Source organism: Pseudomonas grandcourensis (genome assembly GCF_039909015.1).
Classification (GTDB): domain Bacteria; phylum Pseudomonadota; class Gammaproteobacteria; order Pseudomonadales; family Pseudomonadaceae; genus Aquipseudomonas; species Aquipseudomonas grandcourensis.
In genome coordinates this window covers 4,534,880-4,553,558 of sequence record NZ_CP150919.1, presented here as the reverse complement: position 1 = coordinate 4,553,558, position 18,679 = coordinate 4,534,880, and the positions used below count along the sequence as shown (strand labels likewise).

Annotated in this window: 21 protein-coding genes, 1 tRNA gene and 2 pseudogenes; 19 read left to right on the top strand and 5 right to left on the bottom strand. The window is 56.5% G+C overall.

Annotated features, from left to right (window positions below):
* The first annotated feature begins 15 nt into the window (after positions 1-15).
* From rbsK to AABM52_RS20325, 3 genes are read left to right on the top strand one after another with little or no spacing between them, the layout of a single operon-like run.
* Positions 16-933 (top strand): ribokinase, encoded by a 918-nt coding sequence (gene rbsK / locus AABM52_RS20335; protein WP_347907566.1) that lies wholly within the window; start codon positions 16-18, stop codon positions 931-933.
* The gene (gene rbsD / locus AABM52_RS20330; protein ID WP_347907565.1) at positions 930-1,334 is read left to right on the top strand and encodes a D-ribose pyranase; all 405 of its coding nucleotides are present in this window, start codon (positions 930-932) and stop codon (positions 1,332-1,334) included. Before rbsK ends, rbsD begins: the two co-directional genes overlap by 4 nt.
* A gap of 43 nt (positions 1,335-1,377) precedes the next feature.
* Complete coding sequence (locus AABM52_RS20325) at positions 1,378-2,406, top strand: nucleoside hydrolase (RefSeq protein ID WP_347907564.1); 1,029 nt, start codon at positions 1,378-1,380, stop codon at positions 2,404-2,406.
* A 54-nt stretch (positions 2,407-2,460) separates the two neighbouring features.
* On the opposite strand, the gene AABM52_RS20320 is transcribed toward AABM52_RS20325, so the two are convergent.
* Positions 2,461-2,652 (bottom strand): hypothetical protein, encoded by a 192-nt coding sequence (locus AABM52_RS20320; protein ID WP_046041585.1) that lies wholly within the window; start codon positions 2,650-2,652, stop codon positions 2,461-2,463.
* Between the two features lie 132 nt (positions 2,653-2,784).
* Here AABM52_RS20320 and AABM52_RS20315 point away from each other — a divergent pair, with 132 nt between their 5' ends.
* Both AABM52_RS20315 and AABM52_RS20310 read left to right on the top strand, forming a co-directional pair.
* Positions 2,785-3,090, top strand: coding sequence for a hypothetical protein (locus AABM52_RS20315; RefSeq protein ID WP_347907563.1), 306 nt, complete (start codon positions 2,785-2,787; stop codon positions 3,088-3,090).
* Between the two features lie 328 nt (positions 3,091-3,418).
* Positions 3,419-3,739 carry an I78 family peptidase inhibitor gene (locus AABM52_RS20310; RefSeq protein WP_008047240.1) on the top strand — a complete coding sequence of 107 codons (321 nt, stop codon included), beginning with the start codon at positions 3,419-3,421 and terminating at the stop codon, positions 3,737-3,739.
* 70 nt (positions 3,740-3,809) lie between these two features.
* On the opposite strand, the gene AABM52_RS20305 is transcribed toward AABM52_RS20310, so the two are convergent.
* Both AABM52_RS20305 and AABM52_RS20300 read right to left on the bottom strand, forming a co-directional pair.
* Complete coding sequence (locus AABM52_RS20305) at positions 3,810-4,022, bottom strand: cold-shock protein (protein ID WP_003179963.1); 213 nt, start codon at positions 4,020-4,022, stop codon at positions 3,810-3,812.
* A gap of 292 nt (positions 4,023-4,314) precedes the next feature.
* Entirely contained in the window at positions 4,315-4,614 is a 300-nt protein-coding gene (locus AABM52_RS20300; protein ID WP_347907562.1) for a hypothetical protein, read from the bottom strand.
* 384 nt (positions 4,615-4,998) lie between these two features.
* On the opposite strand from AABM52_RS20300, the gene thrS reads away from it, so the two are divergent.
* The 10 genes and pseudogenes from thrS to AABM52_RS20250 all read left to right on the top strand — a co-directional run.
* The gene (gene thrS, locus AABM52_RS20295) at positions 4,999-6,921 is read left to right on the top strand and encodes a threonine--tRNA ligase (RefSeq protein ID WP_046041582.1); all 1,923 of its coding nucleotides are present in this window, start codon (positions 4,999-5,001) and stop codon (positions 6,919-6,921) included.
* On the top strand, positions 6,921-7,472 hold the full coding sequence (gene infC, locus AABM52_RS20290) for a translation initiation factor IF-3 (RefSeq protein WP_172668659.1): 552 nt from the start codon (positions 6,921-6,923) through the stop codon (positions 7,470-7,472). Before thrS ends, infC begins: the two co-directional genes overlap by 1 nt.
* 60 nt (positions 7,473-7,532) lie before the next feature.
* Positions 7,533-7,727 carry a 50S ribosomal protein L35 gene (gene rpmI, locus AABM52_RS20285; protein WP_002553160.1) on the top strand — a complete coding sequence of 65 codons (195 nt, stop codon included), beginning with the start codon at positions 7,533-7,535 and terminating at the stop codon, positions 7,725-7,727.
* A gap of 28 nt (positions 7,728-7,755) precedes the next feature.
* Positions 7,756-8,112 carry a 50S ribosomal protein L20 gene (rplT, locus tag AABM52_RS20280; RefSeq protein WP_007905879.1) on the top strand — a complete coding sequence of 119 codons (357 nt, stop codon included), beginning with the start codon at positions 7,756-7,758 and terminating at the stop codon, positions 8,110-8,112.
* 109 nt (positions 8,113-8,221) lie between these two features.
* Positions 8,222-9,238 (top strand): phenylalanine--tRNA ligase subunit alpha, encoded by a 1,017-nt coding sequence (pheS, locus tag AABM52_RS20275; protein ID WP_007975711.1) that lies wholly within the window; start codon positions 8,222-8,224, stop codon positions 9,236-9,238.
* A 26-nt stretch (positions 9,239-9,264) separates the two neighbouring features.
* Positions 9,265-11,643: a phenylalanine--tRNA ligase subunit beta gene (gene pheT, locus AABM52_RS20270; RefSeq protein WP_347907561.1), complete on the top strand. Its 2,379-nt coding sequence runs from the start codon at positions 9,265-9,267 to the stop codon at positions 11,641-11,643.
* Positions 11,644-11,646: 3 nt separating this feature from the next.
* A complete protein-coding gene (ihfA, locus tag AABM52_RS20265; protein ID WP_002553164.1) occupies positions 11,647-11,949 on the top strand; it encodes an integration host factor subunit alpha in 303 nt (100 codons plus the stop codon).
* Positions 11,930-12,286, top strand: coding sequence for a MerR family transcriptional regulator (locus tag AABM52_RS20260; protein ID WP_003179985.1), 357 nt, complete (start codon positions 11,930-11,932; stop codon positions 12,284-12,286). Before ihfA ends, AABM52_RS20260 begins: the two co-directional genes overlap by 20 nt.
* 89 nt (positions 12,287-12,375) lie before the next feature.
* Positions 12,376-12,452 (top strand) — tRNA-Pro (locus AABM52_RS20255).
* Positions 12,453-12,872: 420 nt separating this feature from the next.
* Positions 12,873-13,163, top strand: a pseudogene (locus AABM52_RS20250) (tyrosine-type recombinase/integrase); the annotation flags it as partial.
* A 119-nt stretch (positions 13,164-13,282) separates the two neighbouring features.
* Here AABM52_RS20250 and AABM52_RS20245 read toward each other — a convergent pair.
* Positions 13,283-13,501, bottom strand: a complete 219-nt coding sequence (locus tag AABM52_RS20245; RefSeq protein WP_223510931.1) for a hypothetical protein — start codon at positions 13,499-13,501, stop codon at positions 13,283-13,285.
* Between the two features lie 267 nt (positions 13,502-13,768).
* Between AABM52_RS20245 and AABM52_RS20240 the strand changes: the two genes are divergently transcribed.
* From AABM52_RS20240 to AABM52_RS20230, 3 genes and pseudogenes are all read left to right on the top strand, one after another.
* A complete protein-coding gene (locus tag AABM52_RS20240) occupies positions 13,769-15,142 on the top strand; it encodes a transposase (RefSeq protein WP_218498467.1) in 1,374 nt (457 codons plus the stop codon).
* Between the two features lie 214 nt (positions 15,143-15,356).
* Positions 15,357-15,618: pseudogene (locus AABM52_RS20235) on the top strand (transposase domain-containing protein); the annotation flags it as partial.
* A 285-nt stretch (positions 15,619-15,903) separates the two neighbouring features.
* Entirely contained in the window at positions 15,904-16,665 is a 762-nt protein-coding gene (locus tag AABM52_RS20230; protein WP_110625626.1) for an SDR family NAD(P)-dependent oxidoreductase, read from the top strand.
* Between the two features lie 310 nt (positions 16,666-16,975).
* On the opposite strand, the gene AABM52_RS20225 is transcribed toward AABM52_RS20230, so the two are convergent.
* Positions 16,976-17,365 (bottom strand): MerR family transcriptional regulator, encoded by a 390-nt coding sequence (locus AABM52_RS20225; protein WP_218497785.1) that lies wholly within the window; start codon positions 17,363-17,365, stop codon positions 16,976-16,978.
* A gap of 74 nt (positions 17,366-17,439) precedes the next feature.
* Between AABM52_RS20225 and AABM52_RS20220 the strand changes: the two genes are divergently transcribed.
* Entirely contained in the window at positions 17,440-18,519 is a 1,080-nt protein-coding gene (locus AABM52_RS20220) for an SDR family oxidoreductase (protein WP_218497786.1), read from the top strand.
* Positions 18,520-18,679: the final 160 nt, after the last annotated feature.

The window sequence follows — 18,679 nt, the reverse complement described above, 5'->3', positions numbered from 1 at the left end:
GATGAGTAGCAATGTATGCCAGCAAAAGTAGTGGTAATAGGCAGTTTGAACATGGACCTGGTGACCCGGGCACCACGCTTGCCCAAGGGCGGTGAAACACTGATCGGTCAGTCGTTTACCACCGTCTCTGGCGGCAAGGGCGCCAACCAGGCCGTGGCTGCGGCGCGGCTGGGAGCCCAAGTGTCGATGATCGGCTGCGTGGGCAATGACGCTTATGGTGACGCGCTGCGCGGGGCGCTGTTGGCCGAACAGATCGATTGCCAGGCAGTCAGCACCATTGACGGTTCCAGCGGCGTGGCGTTGATTGTGGTCGACGACAGCAGTCAGAACACCATCGTGATCGTCCCCGGCGCCAACGGGGCGTTGACCGCTGAAGCCATTGACCGTTTTGATTCGGTGATACGCGCGGCGGACGTGCTCATCTGTCAGCTGGAAGTGCCCGATGCTTCTGTTGGCCATGCGCTCAAGCGCGGCCGCGAGCTGGGTAAGACGGTCATCCTTAACCCGGCACCGGTCAGCCGTCCGCTGCCATCGGACTGGTACGCCTCCATCGATTACCTGATTCCGAACGAGAGCGAGGCATCGGCCCTGAGCGGTGTGTCGGTGGACTCCCTCGAAACCGCGCAAGCGGCGGCGACCCGCCTGATTGCCCTGGGCGCCGGCAAGGTGATCATCACCCTCGGTGCGCAAGGTTCGCTGTTTGCCGATGGCCAACGCTTCGAACATTTCCCCGCGCCCGTGGTGAAGGCTGTCGATACCACGGCGGCCGGCGATACATTCGTCGGCGGTTTCGCTGCGGCACTGGCCGCGGGGAAGGATGAGGCGCAGGCGATCCGCTTCGGGCAGGTGGCTGCGGCGCTGTCGGTCACCCGTGCTGGCGCGCAACCTTCGATTCCCGCCTTGGGCGATGTACAGGCGTTTAAAACCCTATGAAAAAGACACCCCTGCTCAACATTGCGCTGTCGCGGCTGATCGCTTCAATGGGACATGGCGACTTGGTCGTCATCGGGGATGCGGGGTTGCCGGTTCCACCGGGCGTTGAATTGATCGACCTGGCCTTGACCCATGGCATTCCGGATTTTGTCAGCACCTTGAAGGTGGTGCTCAGTGAGATGCAGGTCGAAAGCCATGTGCTGGCTCAGGAAGTATTCGATAAACAGCCGTCGGCCCTGGTCGCGCTGCAAGAGCTGGACGGCGAGGGTGCGTTGGGGCGGCGCGAGGTGCTCACCCATGAACAATTCAAGGTCTTGAGCCGACAAGCGAAGGCGATTGTTCGTACAGGCGAATGCCAGCCGTACTGCAACATTGTGCTGGTCGCCGGCGTTACGTTTTGACGGGCTGTCTGTTTTTTGATTTTCCATGCACAAGGAGTGCGCCATGTATCGCTATGTTCAGAAACTGCATCCACTGCTTCGGAGCCTGCTGCTTTTGTCCCTGATGACTGTAACGAACGCCCATGCGGCGCAAAGGATCGACCTGATCATCGACACCGACCCGGGGGCTGACGACGTTGTTGCCCTGCTGTTCGCCCTGGCGTCGCCGGACGAACTGAATATTCGGGCATTGACCACCGTTGCCGGCAACGTTCGCCTGGACAAGACCTCGCGCAATGCGCGACTGGCCCGAGAGTGGGCGGGGCGCGAAGAGGTTCCGGTCTATGCGGGGGCGCCCAGGCCCCTGATGCGCACACCCATCTACGCCGAGGACATTCATGGCAAGGAAGGGTTGTCGGGCATTGCCGTGCATGAGCCAAAGAAGGGGCTGGCCAAGGGCAGCGCCATCACCTATCTGATCGATACCCTGAAATCCGCCGAGCCCCACAGCATTACCATCGCCATGCTGGGCCCGCAGACCAACCTGGCCCTGGCGTTGATCCAGGAGCCGGGTATCGTTCGGGGCATCAAGGAAGTGGTGGTCATGGGTGGTGCGCACTTCAACGGCGGCAACATCACGCCGGTGGCCGAGTTCAACCTGTTCGCCGATCCGCACGCGGCCGAAGTGGTGCTCAAGAGTGGTGTGAAGCTGACCTATCTGCCGCTGGATGTGACCCACAAGATCCTTACCAGCGAAGCGCGCCTGAACCAGATTGCCGCGCTGAACAACAACGCCAGCCGTCTGGTGGGCGATATTCTCAATGAGTACATCAAGGGCGACATGGAACACTACGGCCTTCCAGGCGGCCCGGTGCATGACGCCACGGTTGTCGCTTACCTGCTCAAGCCGCAATTGTTCAGCGGTCGTTCGGTCAACGTGGTGGTCGACAGCCGCGAAGGACCGACCTTTGGACAGACCATCGTCGACTGGTATGACGGCATGAATGCGCCAAAGAACGCCTTCTGGGTAGAAAGCGGCGACGCCCAGGGTTTCTTCGATCTGCTGGCCGAGCGCCTGGCCCGTCTGAAGTAAGCGTCATCTCCCGCAGGTGCTCGCCTGCGGGTTTCACTCCCTCGCGCTAACCGCTTAGGTCTTCTGGTCCGACAGATGTTTTTCGAAAATCTGTTCGATGAACGATTGGGCGGCTTCGGTTCCAAGGTCCCTGACCAGAAGGTCGATACCGATAATGGCGAGCTCTTCCGTGCTGCTTGGGCTGTAGGAGCTGTGGCCGTCTTGCCACTTGGCCTTGATGTCAGCGTCGATGCTTACGGTGGTCATGATGGCGCTCGTGAGGTCGGGGAAGTCTGAGTGCCGAGTTAACCATTTTGCGGGGCTTTTGACACGTCGACTTAGGCATGAAAGGAGGGCTGTGCGACACTTGGTCTCTGACGAATACTCAAGGAACGCGCTGTGCAGATCGATTTGAACTCCCCGGATGGCCTGACTCTCGAGGCGGTGCGTCAGTTGCTGGCCGGCGCCAGTGACGATGAGCACACCCAGTTGCGGGTCACCAAAGGCGGCATTGCCTACATCTCCTCGGGCGTCGTGGGCGGTACCGATATCGACGGGTTGTTGTTCCGGCTCGAAACCTGGGCCAAGGGCTCCGGTTATGTTGGGCGGGTCGCGGCCAGCGATGAAGTCTGGGTCATGCAAATCTTCAATGCCTTGAAAGAGAACTGGCCCAATCCGCCTTTCGACTACATCGACGTCTATTGAGCGTCGTTCATATTCAGTCACGATTCAGTGATTAAGGGCAGGGCTGCGCTCAGGCAGAATCGCGGCTCGTCCGGATCATGGGCAGGGTGCTAGGGGGCGTTCTCAATTAGTTTCCCCACCGCGTTGTCGCCTTAAAGCTGGCCAGGCAAGGCGTAGGCCGCTGGGAATGGTTGTTCCCTTTCCAAGGCCTGCAACGCAGCATGGCCAGCTTTAAGACCCGGTGCGGTAGGGAAACTAATTGAGAACGCTCCCCTAGTGCTCCCTGTGAAACCAAACGCCAGTCTGGTTGTCGCACGATCTCAGCTTAATCATTGAATAAGGAGGCTTCATGCCTTGGAAGCTCGCGTCATTGGGTACTTTGTTGGCCGTTGCCACGCTGGCCGGTTGCAGCACTCCCTCTACGGAGTCGGCAACAACGGATGTTGCGACGACTGACACGGGTCACAGTCGCTGTGAGGCAAAGGCTGCCGAGTTCACCATCGGCAAGCAGGCATCGCCGCAACTGCTTGAGCAGGCGCGTACCCGCGCAGGGGCGCAAAGTGCACGGTTCCTGCTGCCAACCGATATGGTGACGCTGGAGTACCGTTCCGATCGCCTGAACCTGAACACCGATGCCAGCCGGGTAGTGACCCGCGTCAACTGCGGCTGATCGTTCGGCTTTTGTTTCACCCATAAAAAACCCCGTCACATGGACGGGGTTTTTTTAGTGCGCCTGGAAATTACTCTGGGCGAACTTGAGCAGCTTGCATACCCTTTTGGCCTTTCTCAGCCACGAAGGAAACAGTCTGGCCTTCTTTCAGGCTTTTGAAACCGTCGCTTTCGATAGCTTTGAAGTGTACGAACAGGTCGTCACCGCCACCTTGAGGAGTGATGAAGCCGAAGCCTTTTTCATCGTTGAACCATTTAACGGTGCCGGTTTGGCGATTAGACATGGTGTATCTCCAAGAAACATATATTTTCAGTAGTACTGTGCTGCTCAGGCCAACTGGGCACACCCGGGTATCATAGTCGAAATGTTCGCTTTGGGAGCCCCCCGGGCGAGCTGTTTGCTCTGCTATCGCACACTTTTCGTTGCGCTGAATGGCTGAAGGCCCCGGTTTAAGCGGCTTTGCGCCTGAAAAGGGGCGATTAAAAAAAGCCATAAAAGCTGCATAAATTATGTGAATCAGCGGTTTTCGGGCTGATTTTGGCCTTCGAAACCTTCAAAATCTCTACTTGAGCGCGTTATTTCTTGGCTTTGCACACGGAGATTTCGGTCAGTGCGCGCTGCGCCAATTCGTTTGACGGCGGTGTTTTCGGGTCCATCAGTTGCGAGATCTCTTGCGTGGTGAATTTCTTGTCCAGGACGTCGGCGCCGCAAGCGCAGTGCTTCTGTGCTTCGGACGGATTGATGCTTTTGCTGGCAGCCGCTGAGCAATCTGTCATGTATTTGGCTTTCAAGCCCGCTGGCCAGGCGGCGTGGGCGCTCAGTGGCAGCAGCAGGGCAAGCGGGGCGGCAATGGCAAAAAGACGGGTAAGGCGCATGACAGGAACTCCTTGGGGGTCGATATCTGGGGCGATTCTCAGTCAATTTGAGGCGGCTCGTATATCTCAAGTTCACTCTGCGCCTGAAAAGTGAGGAAATCTTCACGGCCTGAATGCGTGCAAGTCGACAACCGTTCATCTGTGCTAGCATGCCCCGCTCGGGCGTTTGCAGGCTCCGACGGACCTTCAGTCCCGGTGGCGGCAGATGCACGATTAACCCTGATTTGAATCCCAGTCACTCTGGTTCGGTTTTCCGGTTGGCCGCAAGGCTCCTGCCGCTGTAAGGCAGGCGTTCGTCATTGAATGGCCTGGACCGGATCTTGTACTGGCTCATCCCAACCCACGTGACCTTTGGTAGGGGTCACCACTAGGAGAGGAGGCGCCATGCCAACTATTACTCTTCCCGACGGCAGTCAACGTTCATTCGATCACCCGGTTTCCGTAGCCGAGGTCGCCGCATCCATCGGTGCAGGCCTGGCCAAGGCCACCGTTGCCGGCAAGGTCGATGGCAAGCTGGTCGACGCCAGTGACATCATCGACAGCGACGCGTCGCTGCAAATCATCACGCCAAAGGATGAAGAGGGGCTGGAGATCATTCGCCACTCTTGCGCCCACCTGGTTGGCCACGCGGTCAAGCAGCTGTACCCGACCGCCAAGATGGTCATCGGTCCGGTCATCGATGAGGGTTTCTATTACGACATCGCCTTCGAGCGTCCTTTCACTCCGGACGACCTGGCGGCCATCGAACAGCGCATGCAGCAGCTGATCGAGAAAGATTACGACGTGATCAAGAAAGTCACTCCGCGCGCCGAAGTGATCGAAGTGTTCAAGGCCCGTGGCGAAGACTACAAGTTGCGCCTGGTCGAAGACATGCCGAACGAGCAGGCCATGGGCCTGTACTATCACGAAGAATACGTCGACATGTGCCGCGGTCCGCACGTGCCGAACACCCGCTTCCTGAAATCCTTCAAGCTGACCAAGCTGTCCGGCGCCTACTGGCGCGGCGATGCCAAGAACGAGCAATTGCAGCGCGTCTACGGCACCGCATGGGCGGACAAGAAGCAACTGGCGGCTTACATCCAGCGCATTGAAGAAGCCGAAAAGCGCGACCACCGCAAGATCGGCAAGCGCCTGGGCCTGTTCCACACCCAGGAAGAGTCGCCGGGCATGGTGTTCTGGCACCCGAACGGCTGGACTTTGTACCAGGTGCTCGAGCAGTACATGCGCAAGGTTCAGCGCGACAACGGCTACCTGGAAATCAAGACACCGCAAGTCGTTGACCGCAGCCTGTGGGAGAAATCCGGGCACTGGGCCAACTACGCCGACAACATGTTCACCACCCAGTCGGAAAACCGCGACTACGCGATCAAGCCAATGAACTGCCCTTGCCACGTGCAGGTGTTCAACCAGGGCCTGAAAAGCTACCGCGAGTTGCCGATGCGCCTGGCCGAATTCGGTGCATGCCACCGTAACGAGCCATCAGGTGCCTTGCACGGCATCATGCGTGTGCGCGCGTTCACTCAGGACGACGCCCACATCTTCTGCACCGAAGAGCAGATGCAGGCCGAGTCCGCTGCGTTCATCAAGCTGACCATGGACGTCTACGCCGATTTCGGCTTTAAAGATGTCGAGATGAAGCTGTCCACTCGTCCGGAAAAACGCGTTGGTTCCGACGAGCTTTGGGATCGCGCCGAAGCTGCACTGGCCGCAGCCCTTGATAGCGCGGGCCTGCCGTACGATCTGCAGCCGGGCGAGGGTGCGTTCTACGGTCCGAAGATCGAGTTCTCGCTGAAAGATTGCCTTGGTCGGGTCTGGCAATGTGGTACCCTGCAGCTCGATTTTAACCTGCCTGTCCGTCTGGGAGCCGAATACGTCTCCGAAGACAACAGCCGCAAGCACCCGGTCATGTTGCACCGGGCGATCCTGGGGTCCTTCGAACGTTTCGTCGGAATCCTGATCGAGCACTACGAGGGTGCATTCCCTGCGTGGCTGGCGCCGACCCAGGCAGTGGTGATGAATATCACTGATAAACAGGCCGATTTTGCCGCTGAAGTTGAAAAAACCCTCAACGAAAGCGGATTTCGTGCCAAGTCTGACTTGAGAAATGAAAAGATCGGCTTTAAAATCCGCGAGCATACTTTGCTCAAGGTTCCTTATCTCTTGGTTATCGGAGATCGGGAAGTCGAGATGCAGACTGTCGCTGTGCGTACTCGTGAAGGTGCTGACCTGGGCTCGATGCCCGTCGCCCAGTTCGCTGAGTTTCTCGCGCAAGCGGTTTCCCGGCGTGGTCGCCCAGATTCGGAGTAATTATTATTAAGCGTGAAATGAGACAAGATAAACGAGCTGCACCGAAAGCCCCGATCAACGAGAATATCTCGGCACGCGAGGTTCGGTTAATTGGGGCTGAAGGTGAACAGCTTGGGATTGTGTCAATTGAAGACGCGCTTCTTAAGGCTGAAGAGGCCAAGCTGGATCTGGTGGAGATTTCCGCCGATGCAGTACCCCCTGTTTGCAAACTGATGGACTACGGCAAATCGATCTTCGAGAAGAAGAAACAGGTTGCCGCGGCCAAGAAAAACCAGAAGCAGATTCAGGTTAAAGAAATCAAGTTTCGTCCAGGGACGGAGGAAGGGGATTACCAGGTAAAACTGCGCAACCTGGTACGTTTCCTGAGTGATGGGGACAGGGCCAAGGTATCCTTGCGATTCCGCGGCCGTGAGATGGCCCACCAGGAGCTGGGGATGGAACTCCTCAAGCGAGTTGAAGGTGACTTGCTCGAGTACGGTTCGGTCGAACAGCATCCTAAGATGGAAGGACGCCAGCTGATCATGGTCATCGCCCCGAAAAAGAAGAAGTAATCAACAGGGCACGGCAGGCCTTCTGATTATGTTTATCAACTGAATGCGGAGTATCCGAACATGCCAAAAATGAAGACCAAAAGTGGTGCTGCTAAGCGGTTTCTGAAAACTGCTAACGGTATCAAGCACAAGCACGCTTTCAAGAGCCACATCCTGACTAAAATGTCGACCAAGCGTAAGCGTCAACTGCGCGGTAGCAGCTTGCTGCATCCGTCTGACGTGGCAAAAGTCGAGCGCATGCTGCGCCTTCGTTAATTTTAGTCAAGAATAGAGGAAGTAACTCATGGCTCGTGTAAAGCGTGGCGTCATTGCCCGTAAGCGTCACAAAAAAATTCTGAAACTTGCTAAAGGCTACTACGGCGCACGCTCCCGCGTATTCCGTGTTGCCAAGCAAGCGGTAATCAAGGCAGGCCAATACGCCTACCGTGACCGTCGTCAGAAAAAACGTCAGTTCCGCGCTCTGTGGATCGCTCGTATCAACGCTGGTGCTCGTATCAACGGTCTGTCCTACAGCCGTTTCATCGCCGGCCTGAAAAAAGCGTCCATCGAGATCGACCGTAAGGTTCTGGCTGATCTGGCAGTGAACGAAAAAGCGGCGTTTGCTGCGATTGTCGAGAAAGCTAAAGCCACCTTGGCTTAAGTACCCCCGACAGTCACCCGGCCTCGCATCTGTGGGGCCAGGTGTTAAACGTCATAAATAGGGGAAGAGCCTTCAAGCTCTTCCCCTATTTTGTATCTGGAGTCTGTACATGGAAAACCTGGATGCGCTCGTCTCTCAAGCTCTAGAGGCTGTGCAAAGCGCTGAAGATATCAATGCCCTGGAGCAAATCCGGGTTCACTACCTTGGCAAGAAGGGTGAATTGACTCAGGTGATGAAGACCCTGGGGAATTTGCCGGCAGAAGAGCGTCCGCAGGTCGGTGCGCTGATCAACGTTGCCAAGGAGCGTGTCACAGAGGTCCTTAATGCGCGCAAGGCATTGTTTGAAGAAGCCGATCTGGCTGCCAAACTCTCCGCCGAGTCCATTGACGTGACCCTGCCTGGCCGTGGTCAGACCTCCGGTGGTCTGCATCCGGTTACCCGTACTCTGGAACGCGTCGAACAGTTCTTCACCCGCATTGGCTATGGCATCGCCGAAGGCCCTGAGGTCGAAGACGACTATCACAACTTCGAAGCGCTCAACATCCCAGGCCACCACCCGGCCCGGTCGATGCATGACACCTTCTATTTCAATGCGAACATGCTGTTGCGCACCCATACCTCGCCGGTACAGGTCCGCACCATGGAGTCGAAACAGCCGCCGATCCGCATCGTCTGCCCAGGCCGTGTATACCGCAGCGACTCCGATATCACCCACTCGCCGATGTTCCACCAGGTCGAAGGCCTGCTGATCGATCGCGACATCAATTTCGCCGACCTCAAAGGCACCATCGAAGAGTTCCTGCGGGTGTTCTTCGAAAAGGAACTGGCGGTGCGTTTCCGTCCTTCTTACTTCCCGTTCACCGAGCCATCCGCTGAAGTCGACATGGAATGCGTGATGTGCAGCGGTAAAGGCTGCCGCGTCTGCAAGCAGACCGGCTGGCTGGAAGTGATGGGCTGCGGCATGGTTCACCCGAACGTGCTGCGCATGTCCGGGATCGACCCGGAAGAGTTCTCGGGCTTTGCCTTCGGCATGGGCGTAGAGCGTCTGGCCATGCTGCGTTACGGCGTGAACGACTTGCGTCTGTTCTTCGACAACGACTTGCGGTTCCTCGCGCAATTTCGCTAGTCGTAACGAATTCTTAGGAGAGCAGGATGAAATTCAGTGAACAATGGCTGCGTGGCTGGGTTAGCCCGCAGGTAAGTCGCGACGAGCTGGTTGCCCGTCTGTCGATGGCCGGTCTTGAGGTCGATAGCGTTACGCCGGCCGCCGGTGTTTTCAGTGGCGTGGTCGTTGGCGAGGTGCTGAGCACCGAGCAGCACCCGGATGCCGACAAACTGCGCGTGTGCCAGGTCAGCAACGGTTCGGAAACCTTCCAGGTTGTTTGCGGTGCGCCAAACGTGCGCCCGGGCCTGAAGATTCCTTTCGCCATGATCGGTGCCGAGCTGCCAGGCGACTTCAAGATCAAGAAGGCCAAGCTGCGTGGCGTTGAGTCCAACGGCATGCTGTGCTCGCAATCCGAGCTGCAGGTCGGTGAAGGTAATGACGGCCTGATGGAACTGCCGGCCGATGCGCCGGTAGGCAAGGATTTCCGCGTTTATCTGGACCTGGAAGACGCCAGCATCGAGGTCGATCTGACCCCGAACCGCGGCGACTGCCTGTCCCTGGCCGGTCTGGCCCGTGAAGTCGGTGCCCTGTACGCCGCTCCTGTGGTCCGTCCGGTGGTGGCTTCGGTTCCTGCCGCCCACGACGAAGTGCGCTCGGTAGAAGTGCTGGCGCCCGCCGCGTGCCCGCGCTACCTCGGTCGTGTGATTCGTAACGTCGACCTGTCCAGGCCTACGCCGCTGTGGATGGTTGAGCGCTTGCGTCGTGCTGATGTGCGCAGCATCGATGCTGCCGTCGACATCACCAACTACGTGATGCTCGAACTGGGTCAGCCGCTGCACGCCTTCGATCTCGCCGAAATCAACGGTGGCATCCGTGTGCGCATGGCCGAAGAGGGCGAGAAGCTGGTGCTGCTCGACGGTCAGGAAGTTACCCTGCGTAGCGATACGCTGGTAATTGCCGACCACTCCCGCGCACTGGCAATCGCCGGCGTCATGGGTGGCGAGCACAGCGGTGTTTCCGCGACCACCCGTGATGTGTTCCTGGAAAGCGCCTTCTTCGACCAGATCGCCGTAGCGGGCAAGGCCCGTTCCTATGGCCTGCACACCGATGCATCCCATCGCTATGAGCGTGGTGTGGACTGGCAGCTGGCCCGCGAAGCCATGGAGCGCGCAACTGGCTTGCTGCTGGAAATCACCGGTGGTGAAGCGGGTCCGATCATCGAGACCGTCAGCGAACAGCACCTGCCGAAAATTGCTCCGATCACCCTGCGCGCCCAGCGCATTACCCAGATGCTGGGTATGGAAATGGACTCGGCTGAAGTGGAGCGTCTGCTTAATGCCCTGGGCCTGACCATTACTGCCGACGGGGCAGGGCAGTGGCGTGTAGAAGTGCCGAGCCATCGCTTCGATATCAGCCTGGAAGTCGACCTGATCGAAGAGCTGGCACGCCTGTACGGCTACAACCGTTTGCCGGTTCGTTACCCGCAAGCGCGTCTGGCGCCGCAAGCCAAGGCAGAAGCCCGTAGCGACCTGCCTGAACTGCGCCGCCTGCTGGTTGCCCGTGGATATCAGGAAGCTATTACCTACAGCTTCATCGATCCGAAACAGTTCGAGCTGTTTAATCCGGGTGTGGAGCCGTTGCTGCTGGCCAATCCGATCTCCAATGACATGGCCGCCATGCGTTCGTCGCTGTGGCCGGGTCTGGTCAAGGCGCTTCAGCACAACCTGAACCGTCAGCAGGATCGCGTGCGTCTGTTCGAAAGCGGCCTGCGTTTCGTTGGCCAGCTTGAAGGTCTGAAGCAAGAACCGATGTTGGCGGGTGTTGTTTGCGGTAGCCGTCTGCCGGAAGGCTGGGCGCAGGGTCGCGATACCGTCGACTTCTTCGACGTCAAGGCTGACGTGGAAGCGGTGCTGGGCTTCGCCGGTGCCCTGGATGCGTTCACTTTCGTGCCCGGCAAGCACCCAGCGCTGCACCCGGGTCAAACCGCGCGCATCGAACGTGACGGTCGTCTGGTCGGCTTCATTGGCGCGATCCACCCTGAATTGTCGAAAACTCTCGGTCTCGACCGTCCGGTGTTCGTCTTCGAGCTGGTTCTGGCGGAAGTGGCGTCGGGCAAAATGCCTAAATTCCACGAGTTATCGCGCTTTCCTGAAGTGCGTCGTGACCTTGCACTGATTGCGCATAAAGACGTTGCAGCCACGGCTGTACTGGACGTAATCCGTGAAAATGCAGGCGAATGGCTGACAGACCTCAGGCTATTTGACGTGTATCAGGGTAAAGGCATTGATCCTGATAGAAAAAGCCTCGCAGTCGGCTTGACCTGGCAGCATCCATCGCGCACTCTTAATGACGATGAGGTGAATACTGCAACGCAAAACATCCTCACCTCGCTCGAACAAAGGTTGAACGCCACGTTAAGGAAGTGACGTATGGGGGCTCTGACGAAAGCTGAGATGGCGGAACGTCTGTATGAAGAGCTGGGCCTGAACAAACGGGAGGCCAAGGAATTGGTCGAACTGTTTTTTGAAGAAATCAGGCACGCTCTTGAAGACAACGAACAAGTCAAATTGTCCGGTTTCGGCAATTTCGACCTTCGGGACAAACGCCAGCGGCCTGGCCGCAATCCGAAAACGGGGGAAGAAATCCCGATCACGGCTCGCCGTGTGGTCACCTTTCGTCCAGGGCAGAAGTTGAAGGCCCGAGTTGAGGCTTATGCTGGAACCAAGTCATAACGACGAGCTCCCCGTCATCCCGGGCAAACGCTACTTCACCATTGGTGAAGTCAGCGAGCTGTGTGCGGTAAAACCGCACGTGCTGCGCTACTGGGAGCAGGAGTTTCCTCAACTCAACCCTGTCAAACGCCGCGGAAACCGCCGGTATTATCAGCGCCAGGACGTGCTGATGATCCGGCAGATCCGGGCGCTTCTTTATGATCAGGGGTTCACCATCGGCGGTGCGCGCCTGCGTTTGTCCGGTGATGAAGCCAAAGACGACACCACCCAATACAAGCAAATGATCCGCCAGATGATCGCCGAGCTCGAAGATGTTCTGGTGGTACTCAAGAAATAAATTTTCGCTTTTAAATACTTTCAGTTTTCAAAAGCTTGCGATATATTCTTGAGCGTTCCTCGAGGTGAGGGATGAGTTTAACGCCTAGTCGGGGCGTAGCGCAGTCCGGTAGCGCACTAGCATGGGGTGCTAGGGGTCGAGTGTTCGAATCACTCCGTCCCGACCATTTATTCTTAAAGAAATCCAGTCACTTAGCGGTGACTGGATTTTTTTATGATTTATTGTTTTTGCGCGGAGCTGATTTTTGCCCCACTTTTTGCCCCACTGAGGATTTCGATTATCCGCTGGTCGAGAGGGAGGGGAATTAACGTAGAGTGCTCCAACGCGGGGTGTTCAAGAGCATCGGGTGCGAGGCGTGCACGATTGCATCGTTAATAGGGAGGAACGTTTTCCTCTTCGGGTATGAACCTCCACGTATCCGCCACATATCTCCAAGCAGAGCCCGTAAGAGACTGGCTCTAAATCTCTACCGCGGGTGGCAGTGAGCGCTCTTTCAGGTGGCTGAAGGCATAACGGGTACGCAGGGCAGGGTCATAGGCGGGGAACGGCACGATTGCCCCTGCGCTGATTTCCTGCTCAAAAGTGCCTTCGCGGCGAGGATTTCTTGTGCCCGAGCTGGTTGCACGCCTCAGACCATCTTTCCACCAGACAATACGCTCGAATAGTCAAAGATTGGGTGGCAGCCATTGGCCTTGATCCAACCATGTACGGTACTCACACGCTTCGGAGAACCAAGGCTTCTTTGATCTATCGCAGGGCAAAGAACCTGAGGTCCGTCCAACTCTTACTAGGTCATACGAAGCTTGAAAGCACTGTTAGGTACCTGGGAGTCGAGGTCGATGATGCCTTGGAAATGGCGGAGCAGACGGAAGTCTGACCATTCATTGTGACGGTCGTGCTAGGCCGTCGCTACTCGTTCCACTATCGGTCAAATGTGCCTATAAAATCAGGGACCGATTCAGATCAGAGGGCAGCCTTAGACTGCACTGAGTGATCCTAAGACTGGCGTATCCTCATTATGGAATCTGTGATGGCTTGAGCATTTGTGTCCAGCGTTTCCATGGCCGATATCGCATTAGCGGCAACACTGCCAACCCCATTTTCTAAAAGCCACTTGGTTATTTCTTCTATTGCTGCACCTAGGGCGTGTTGATTGTGGAGTAGCAATGTCAGAGCGTCAGCCGTCGCGATCTTGCAGTCTGAGCTATCTAGCATGACGGTCATCCTTGAGAAATGTTGCCGGAAGCCTAGCTCATCTCACGCTGGCTGAGACTGGTGGCTAATTACCTAGTTCTATCTAGCTGTTTGCATTCAACATTCACCTGAATTGCGCTTGCTCACGCTCCTAATTTTTGACCGGTAGAGGGCGACCTAAAGTTGACTGTGGCGACAGGCAGAAATCGGCCGATTCTGTTGAAAAAGTAGCTCCCCTGTCTGGCCTGCGGCAAAATCTCTGCATTGGCCAGCAGGGAAGCACGCAGCATGATGGGACAGTTATCGAGTGGGCAGGAACGGCTGTTTTACTCGTTCAACCTTGAAGACCACATCCCCGCCAATCACCTTCTGCGTAGCATTGATCGGTGTCTCGATCTGAGCGACTTGCGCCATTACCTCGCCGATTTTTACAGCCCAATTGGGCGTCCGTCGATTGACCCTGAGTTGATGATCCGCATGCTGATCGTGGGCTATTGCTACGGCATTCGCTCAGAGCGTCGGCTGTGCGAAGAAGCCCATTTGAACCTGGCGTATCGCTGGTTCTGCCGGTTAAGCCTTGAAGATGAAGTCCCCAATCACTCGACCTTTTCCAAAAATAGGCACGGCCGTTTTCGGGACAGCGATTTGTTTCGCTGGCTGTTCAACGAAGTGCTGCGTCGTTGCATGGACGCCGGCCTGGTCAAGGGCGAAGGCTTTGCCGTGGACGCCAGCATCATCAAAGCGGATGCCAGCCGGCAGCGCGGTGTACCGGGTGATGAACCGGTCAACTGGAACGATCCGGCCCTGAGCACCCGCGCCGTGCGTGAGTATCTTGAGGCACTCGATGAAGAGGCTCTGGCCGAAACGCTACCGAAGCGCCTATCGCTGACTGATCCTCAAGCCCGCTGGACCGCAGCTCCAGGTGGCCCAGCGTTCTACGCTTATTCCACGAATTATCTGATCGATACCGAGCACGGCGTGATCATGGACGTGGAACCCACACCGGCTCATCGAACCGCAGAAGTCGAGAGCACCAAGACGATGATCGAACGGGTCGAAGCGCAGTTCGACATCAAGCCGGAGCGCCTTATTGGCGACACCGCTTACGGCACCGCGCCGATGCTGGCCTGGATGGTGGAGGAAAAAGACATCGAGCCGCATGTGCCGGTGTGGGACAAAACCGAGCGCAAGAACAACAGTTTTTCGAGCAACGATTTCCACTGGAATGAAGAGGCTGAGGAATACCGCTGCCCGGCCGGAAACCCATTGCGCAGCGAATGGCGAGCCTTCAAAAATGAGCGTTCACACGTCACCAAAGCCAACACCATTATCTTCCGATCCCGGCAGACCGACTGCGTTGCCTGTCTGATGAAAGCCAAGTGCTGCCCGAACACTGCGTGCCGCAAGATCGCCCGCAGCGTCCATGAAGCCGCGCGCGATGTGGCTCGGCGAATCGCAGCGACACCTGGGTACGTGCGCTCTCGCCACGAACGTAAGAAGGTCGAAATGTTGTTTGCCCACCTCAAGCGCATCCTGAAATTGGATCGCCTGCGACTACGTGGCATGAGTGGCGCGACTGATGAATTCACGCTGGCCGCTGCGGTGCAGAACCTGCGACGGCTGGCCAAATTTACATCTCAAGGGCCACCTGCCACGGGATAGGTGCGCCTGCACGAAGCAAAAAACCTCAAATTAACCCAATAACAGAGCAGCAAAGGTCAACGAAGAGCCGAGAAACCACTCGATGTGGTGAGTAGGTTCTCCGATGGTGGTCGTGCCTTAGTTCAGGCCAGCTGAAAATCCGACTTTTTCAACAGAATCAACCCAAAGCAGACATTATGTGTCTAGCAAATCCGGAGCAATTCACTGATGGGGAAATCAAATCCGGCCATGGGCTTTTTGGGCTTTCAAACTGGCTATTCCCGGGCTCCTTACGTAGCGGCAAAGGTGCGGCTGCGATTATCAGTTTGAACCAGTCGGCACGGCTTAACATCCATGAACCGTATGCGTATTTAAAGGGCGTGCTCACGCGCCTGCCGACGCAGCGGGTGAGTGAAGTCGATCAATTGTTGCCGCATAAGTGGCAACCGGTTTCATCACGCAAGGCGTGGTGTCGGACGCATAAACCTAGCCGATAGCTGTGACAAAGGCGGTGTTTTTCACTTAAAAGTACGTGGACACCTTCGCCATTATCGCCAGGATTTCCATGCGTCAGAGAACTTCTTGCCCCAAACCTTTTAAAGCCCAAGTCGTCCAAGAATACGTACAGCCGGACGTCTCAATGAAAAGCGTAGCTTTGCGCCGCAGAATAAGCGCCAACCTGATTTGAAAATGGATACCTGCCTATCGTGACCGCCAGACGCCGACGTTGCCCGCTTGGTGCTACGGTGATGGCTTTTTAGCAACCAATTCGAGATATCCATATGAAACCCAATCCGACAATCGATAACGTATTACGCGTCGCGTTGGTTACAGGATCCACTTCCGGTATCGGCGCAGCCATTGCACGTGTACTAAGCCGTGCAGGCTATGCGGTGGTGCTCCATTCGCGAAATTCTGCGGATGCGGGACGCGCAATGGTTGCCGAAATGAAGCAGGCTATTTACGTGCAAGCTGATCTTGCTTTCGAAGCTGACAGGGTCAGGCTTATTAACGAGGCGATCGCCGCGTGGGGGCAGCTCGACGTATTGGTCAATAACGCCGGTATTAGCAGAGTCATTCCGCACTGCGACCTTGCCTCGGCCAACTCGACGGTGTGGCACGAACTTAACGAGGTTAATGTCGTGGCGCCGTTCCACCTAGTCGCATTGGCCGAGTCGGCATTACGCGATGCCGCCCGTGACCGTCGAGCAGGTTGCGTCGTAAACATCAGTTCGCATGCCGGTATCCGTCCTAAGGGTGCATCGATTCCCTATGCGGTAAGCAAAGCTGCGCTTAATCACATGACCCGCTTGCTCGCGGTATCGCTGGGGCCAGAAATTCGCGTAAACGCTGTGGCGCCTGGCTTGGTCGACACGCCTCTGACCGCAGAGTGGACAGGTGCTCAAGAGTTGTGGCGAACTCGTGCACCTATGCGCAGGGCCGCTAGCCCAGACGACATCGCAAAAGCTGTTGTAATGCTGGTCGAGTCGGACTACTTAACCGGCGAGATACTCCTCTCAGACGGCGGGTTGAATCTGACCTAGGTTTAGCGTGCTCCGGTGTAGCAGGTGAGAAGACGAGTCACTCTGTTTCGCCGACTCGCCCAAAGGACGGATACCATAGCTTTTCAGGGCGGGCTAGAGGACACCGCCGGACGGATACAGATTACCGAGTTGCTGCCGCATAGATGGGCGCCCGTTTAACCACGCAAGGTCTGTTGGGCGGACGTTTGCTGTCCAGGGCCTGGCCAGAAGGCTTTAGAAAATGCATAAGGGGACTTGAAACTTGAAACTTGAAACTTGAAACTTGAAACTTGAAGCAGGCTGCAGCTTCCGCTCTCTAGATGCTGACCGTTCAGTTGGAAGAGTTGTTCAACTGCTGAAGCTCAAGTTGTTTGGCAGCACTGGCTTCGAGGTTTGCACGCTCTTCATCCAGATACCGATAAATACTTTGGAGGTTGGCGATTTTCTGTTTGATTTCCGCCATCTTCTTTTCAATTAGCTTGGCGCCGTCAGCACAATCGATCAGCTTGTTCCGTTGCGCATCCAGAATCTCGCCTATTTCCCCCAGGGAAAACCCCATGCTTTGCGCGCGCTGGATAAAGTCCAGATCCTGCAGAGTTTGCGCTGTGTAATCGCGATAGTTGTTAGTTCGCCGCTGTGGTGAGATCAGGCCGATTTGTTCGTAGTAACGTAGCGTATGGCGGCTGGCACCGCTGCGGGCCTCGAGTTCGCCGATTTTCATGAAAACACCGCTTGACCATAGAGTTGGGTTGATAGTTTACGCTTGGTTCCTCACCTTAAACAAGGAACAGGGAAATGAGCGTGGAGTGCTTTGTCACGGGGGGTACCGGTTTCATCGGTCAACATTTGGTGGCGAACCTGAGTGCAAAAGGTCACACCATTCGGGTGTTGATGCGTCGCCCGGAGCGACTAGCTGCACTGCGTGAGCAAGTCGACAATTTGGGAGGGTGTGCAACCCGGGTATTTGCCGTAGCTGGCGATCTGGAACGGGACAACCTCGGGCTGAGTCTTGCTGACCGAGAAGTACTAAGGCACGCCAGCGTCGTATTCCACCTGGGCGCCCACTTCGCATGGGGGCTTTCAGTGGAGCATTCTCGTGCGGTAAATGTGGAAGGGGCAAAGCGCGTGGCGCTGTTGGCGGCTGAGCAAAAAAGCCGGCTAGTGATGATCGGCGGCTACATGCTGAAAAATCATGAACATCTGCAACGCATCGGAATTGATCCTCGTTATCCGGAGCTGACGAATTGGCCTGCCGTCTACCGACATGTCGGTGGTTACGAGGGGAGCAAGCTGGAGGCGCATTTTGCGACCCTGGAGGTCATGTCCACCAAGGGCGGGGAGATTACCGTTGTCCACCCCGCGACGGTTTGTGGCCACAGCCGCACTGGGCATATCCTTGACGGTCAGCCGCTGGTGGAGCTGATACGAAACCTTGTGCAGAGAAAGCTGACTGCAGTGCCCGGTACCGCCGAGCACTGGCTGCCACTGGTCACCGTGGATTACCTGGTTGAGCTGGTGGCGGTTTGTGCTTTTGATCCTGCCATGGTGGGCCAGGAACTGCTGGCGCTTGATGACCAAACACCGAACTTGCGAGAACTCCTGGTACAGGTGGCACAACCTTTGGGCTTAAAGTCTCCCAAGCATTACATTTCACTCCGATTGTTGAAGTTGCTACTGAGTATTCCTCCCGTCGCGCGGTTTTTGAATACAAAACCCGAAGCCTTGGACTTTATCCAGACCACTCGTTTTGATACAGCGGCGGTCGAGCAATTTGCCAATATGCATGGAATATCCAAACCGGATATACGTCAGTCTTTGCAGCACACTGCAATGTTCGTCAACTCAAATTGCATAGCCAAGGGCCAGGCCCTCTGACTTCTCCCTTGGCGGCGACAAGAAGGCGAATGGCATCCTACTGGACGATCCAGCTTATGCCACAATAAATACTGGGGTCGATGGGATCTTCGTATCCTCAAACTTTGCGCCGTCGATGTAGGGCGGCATTCTATCGAACGACAATTCAGCGACAGGGATC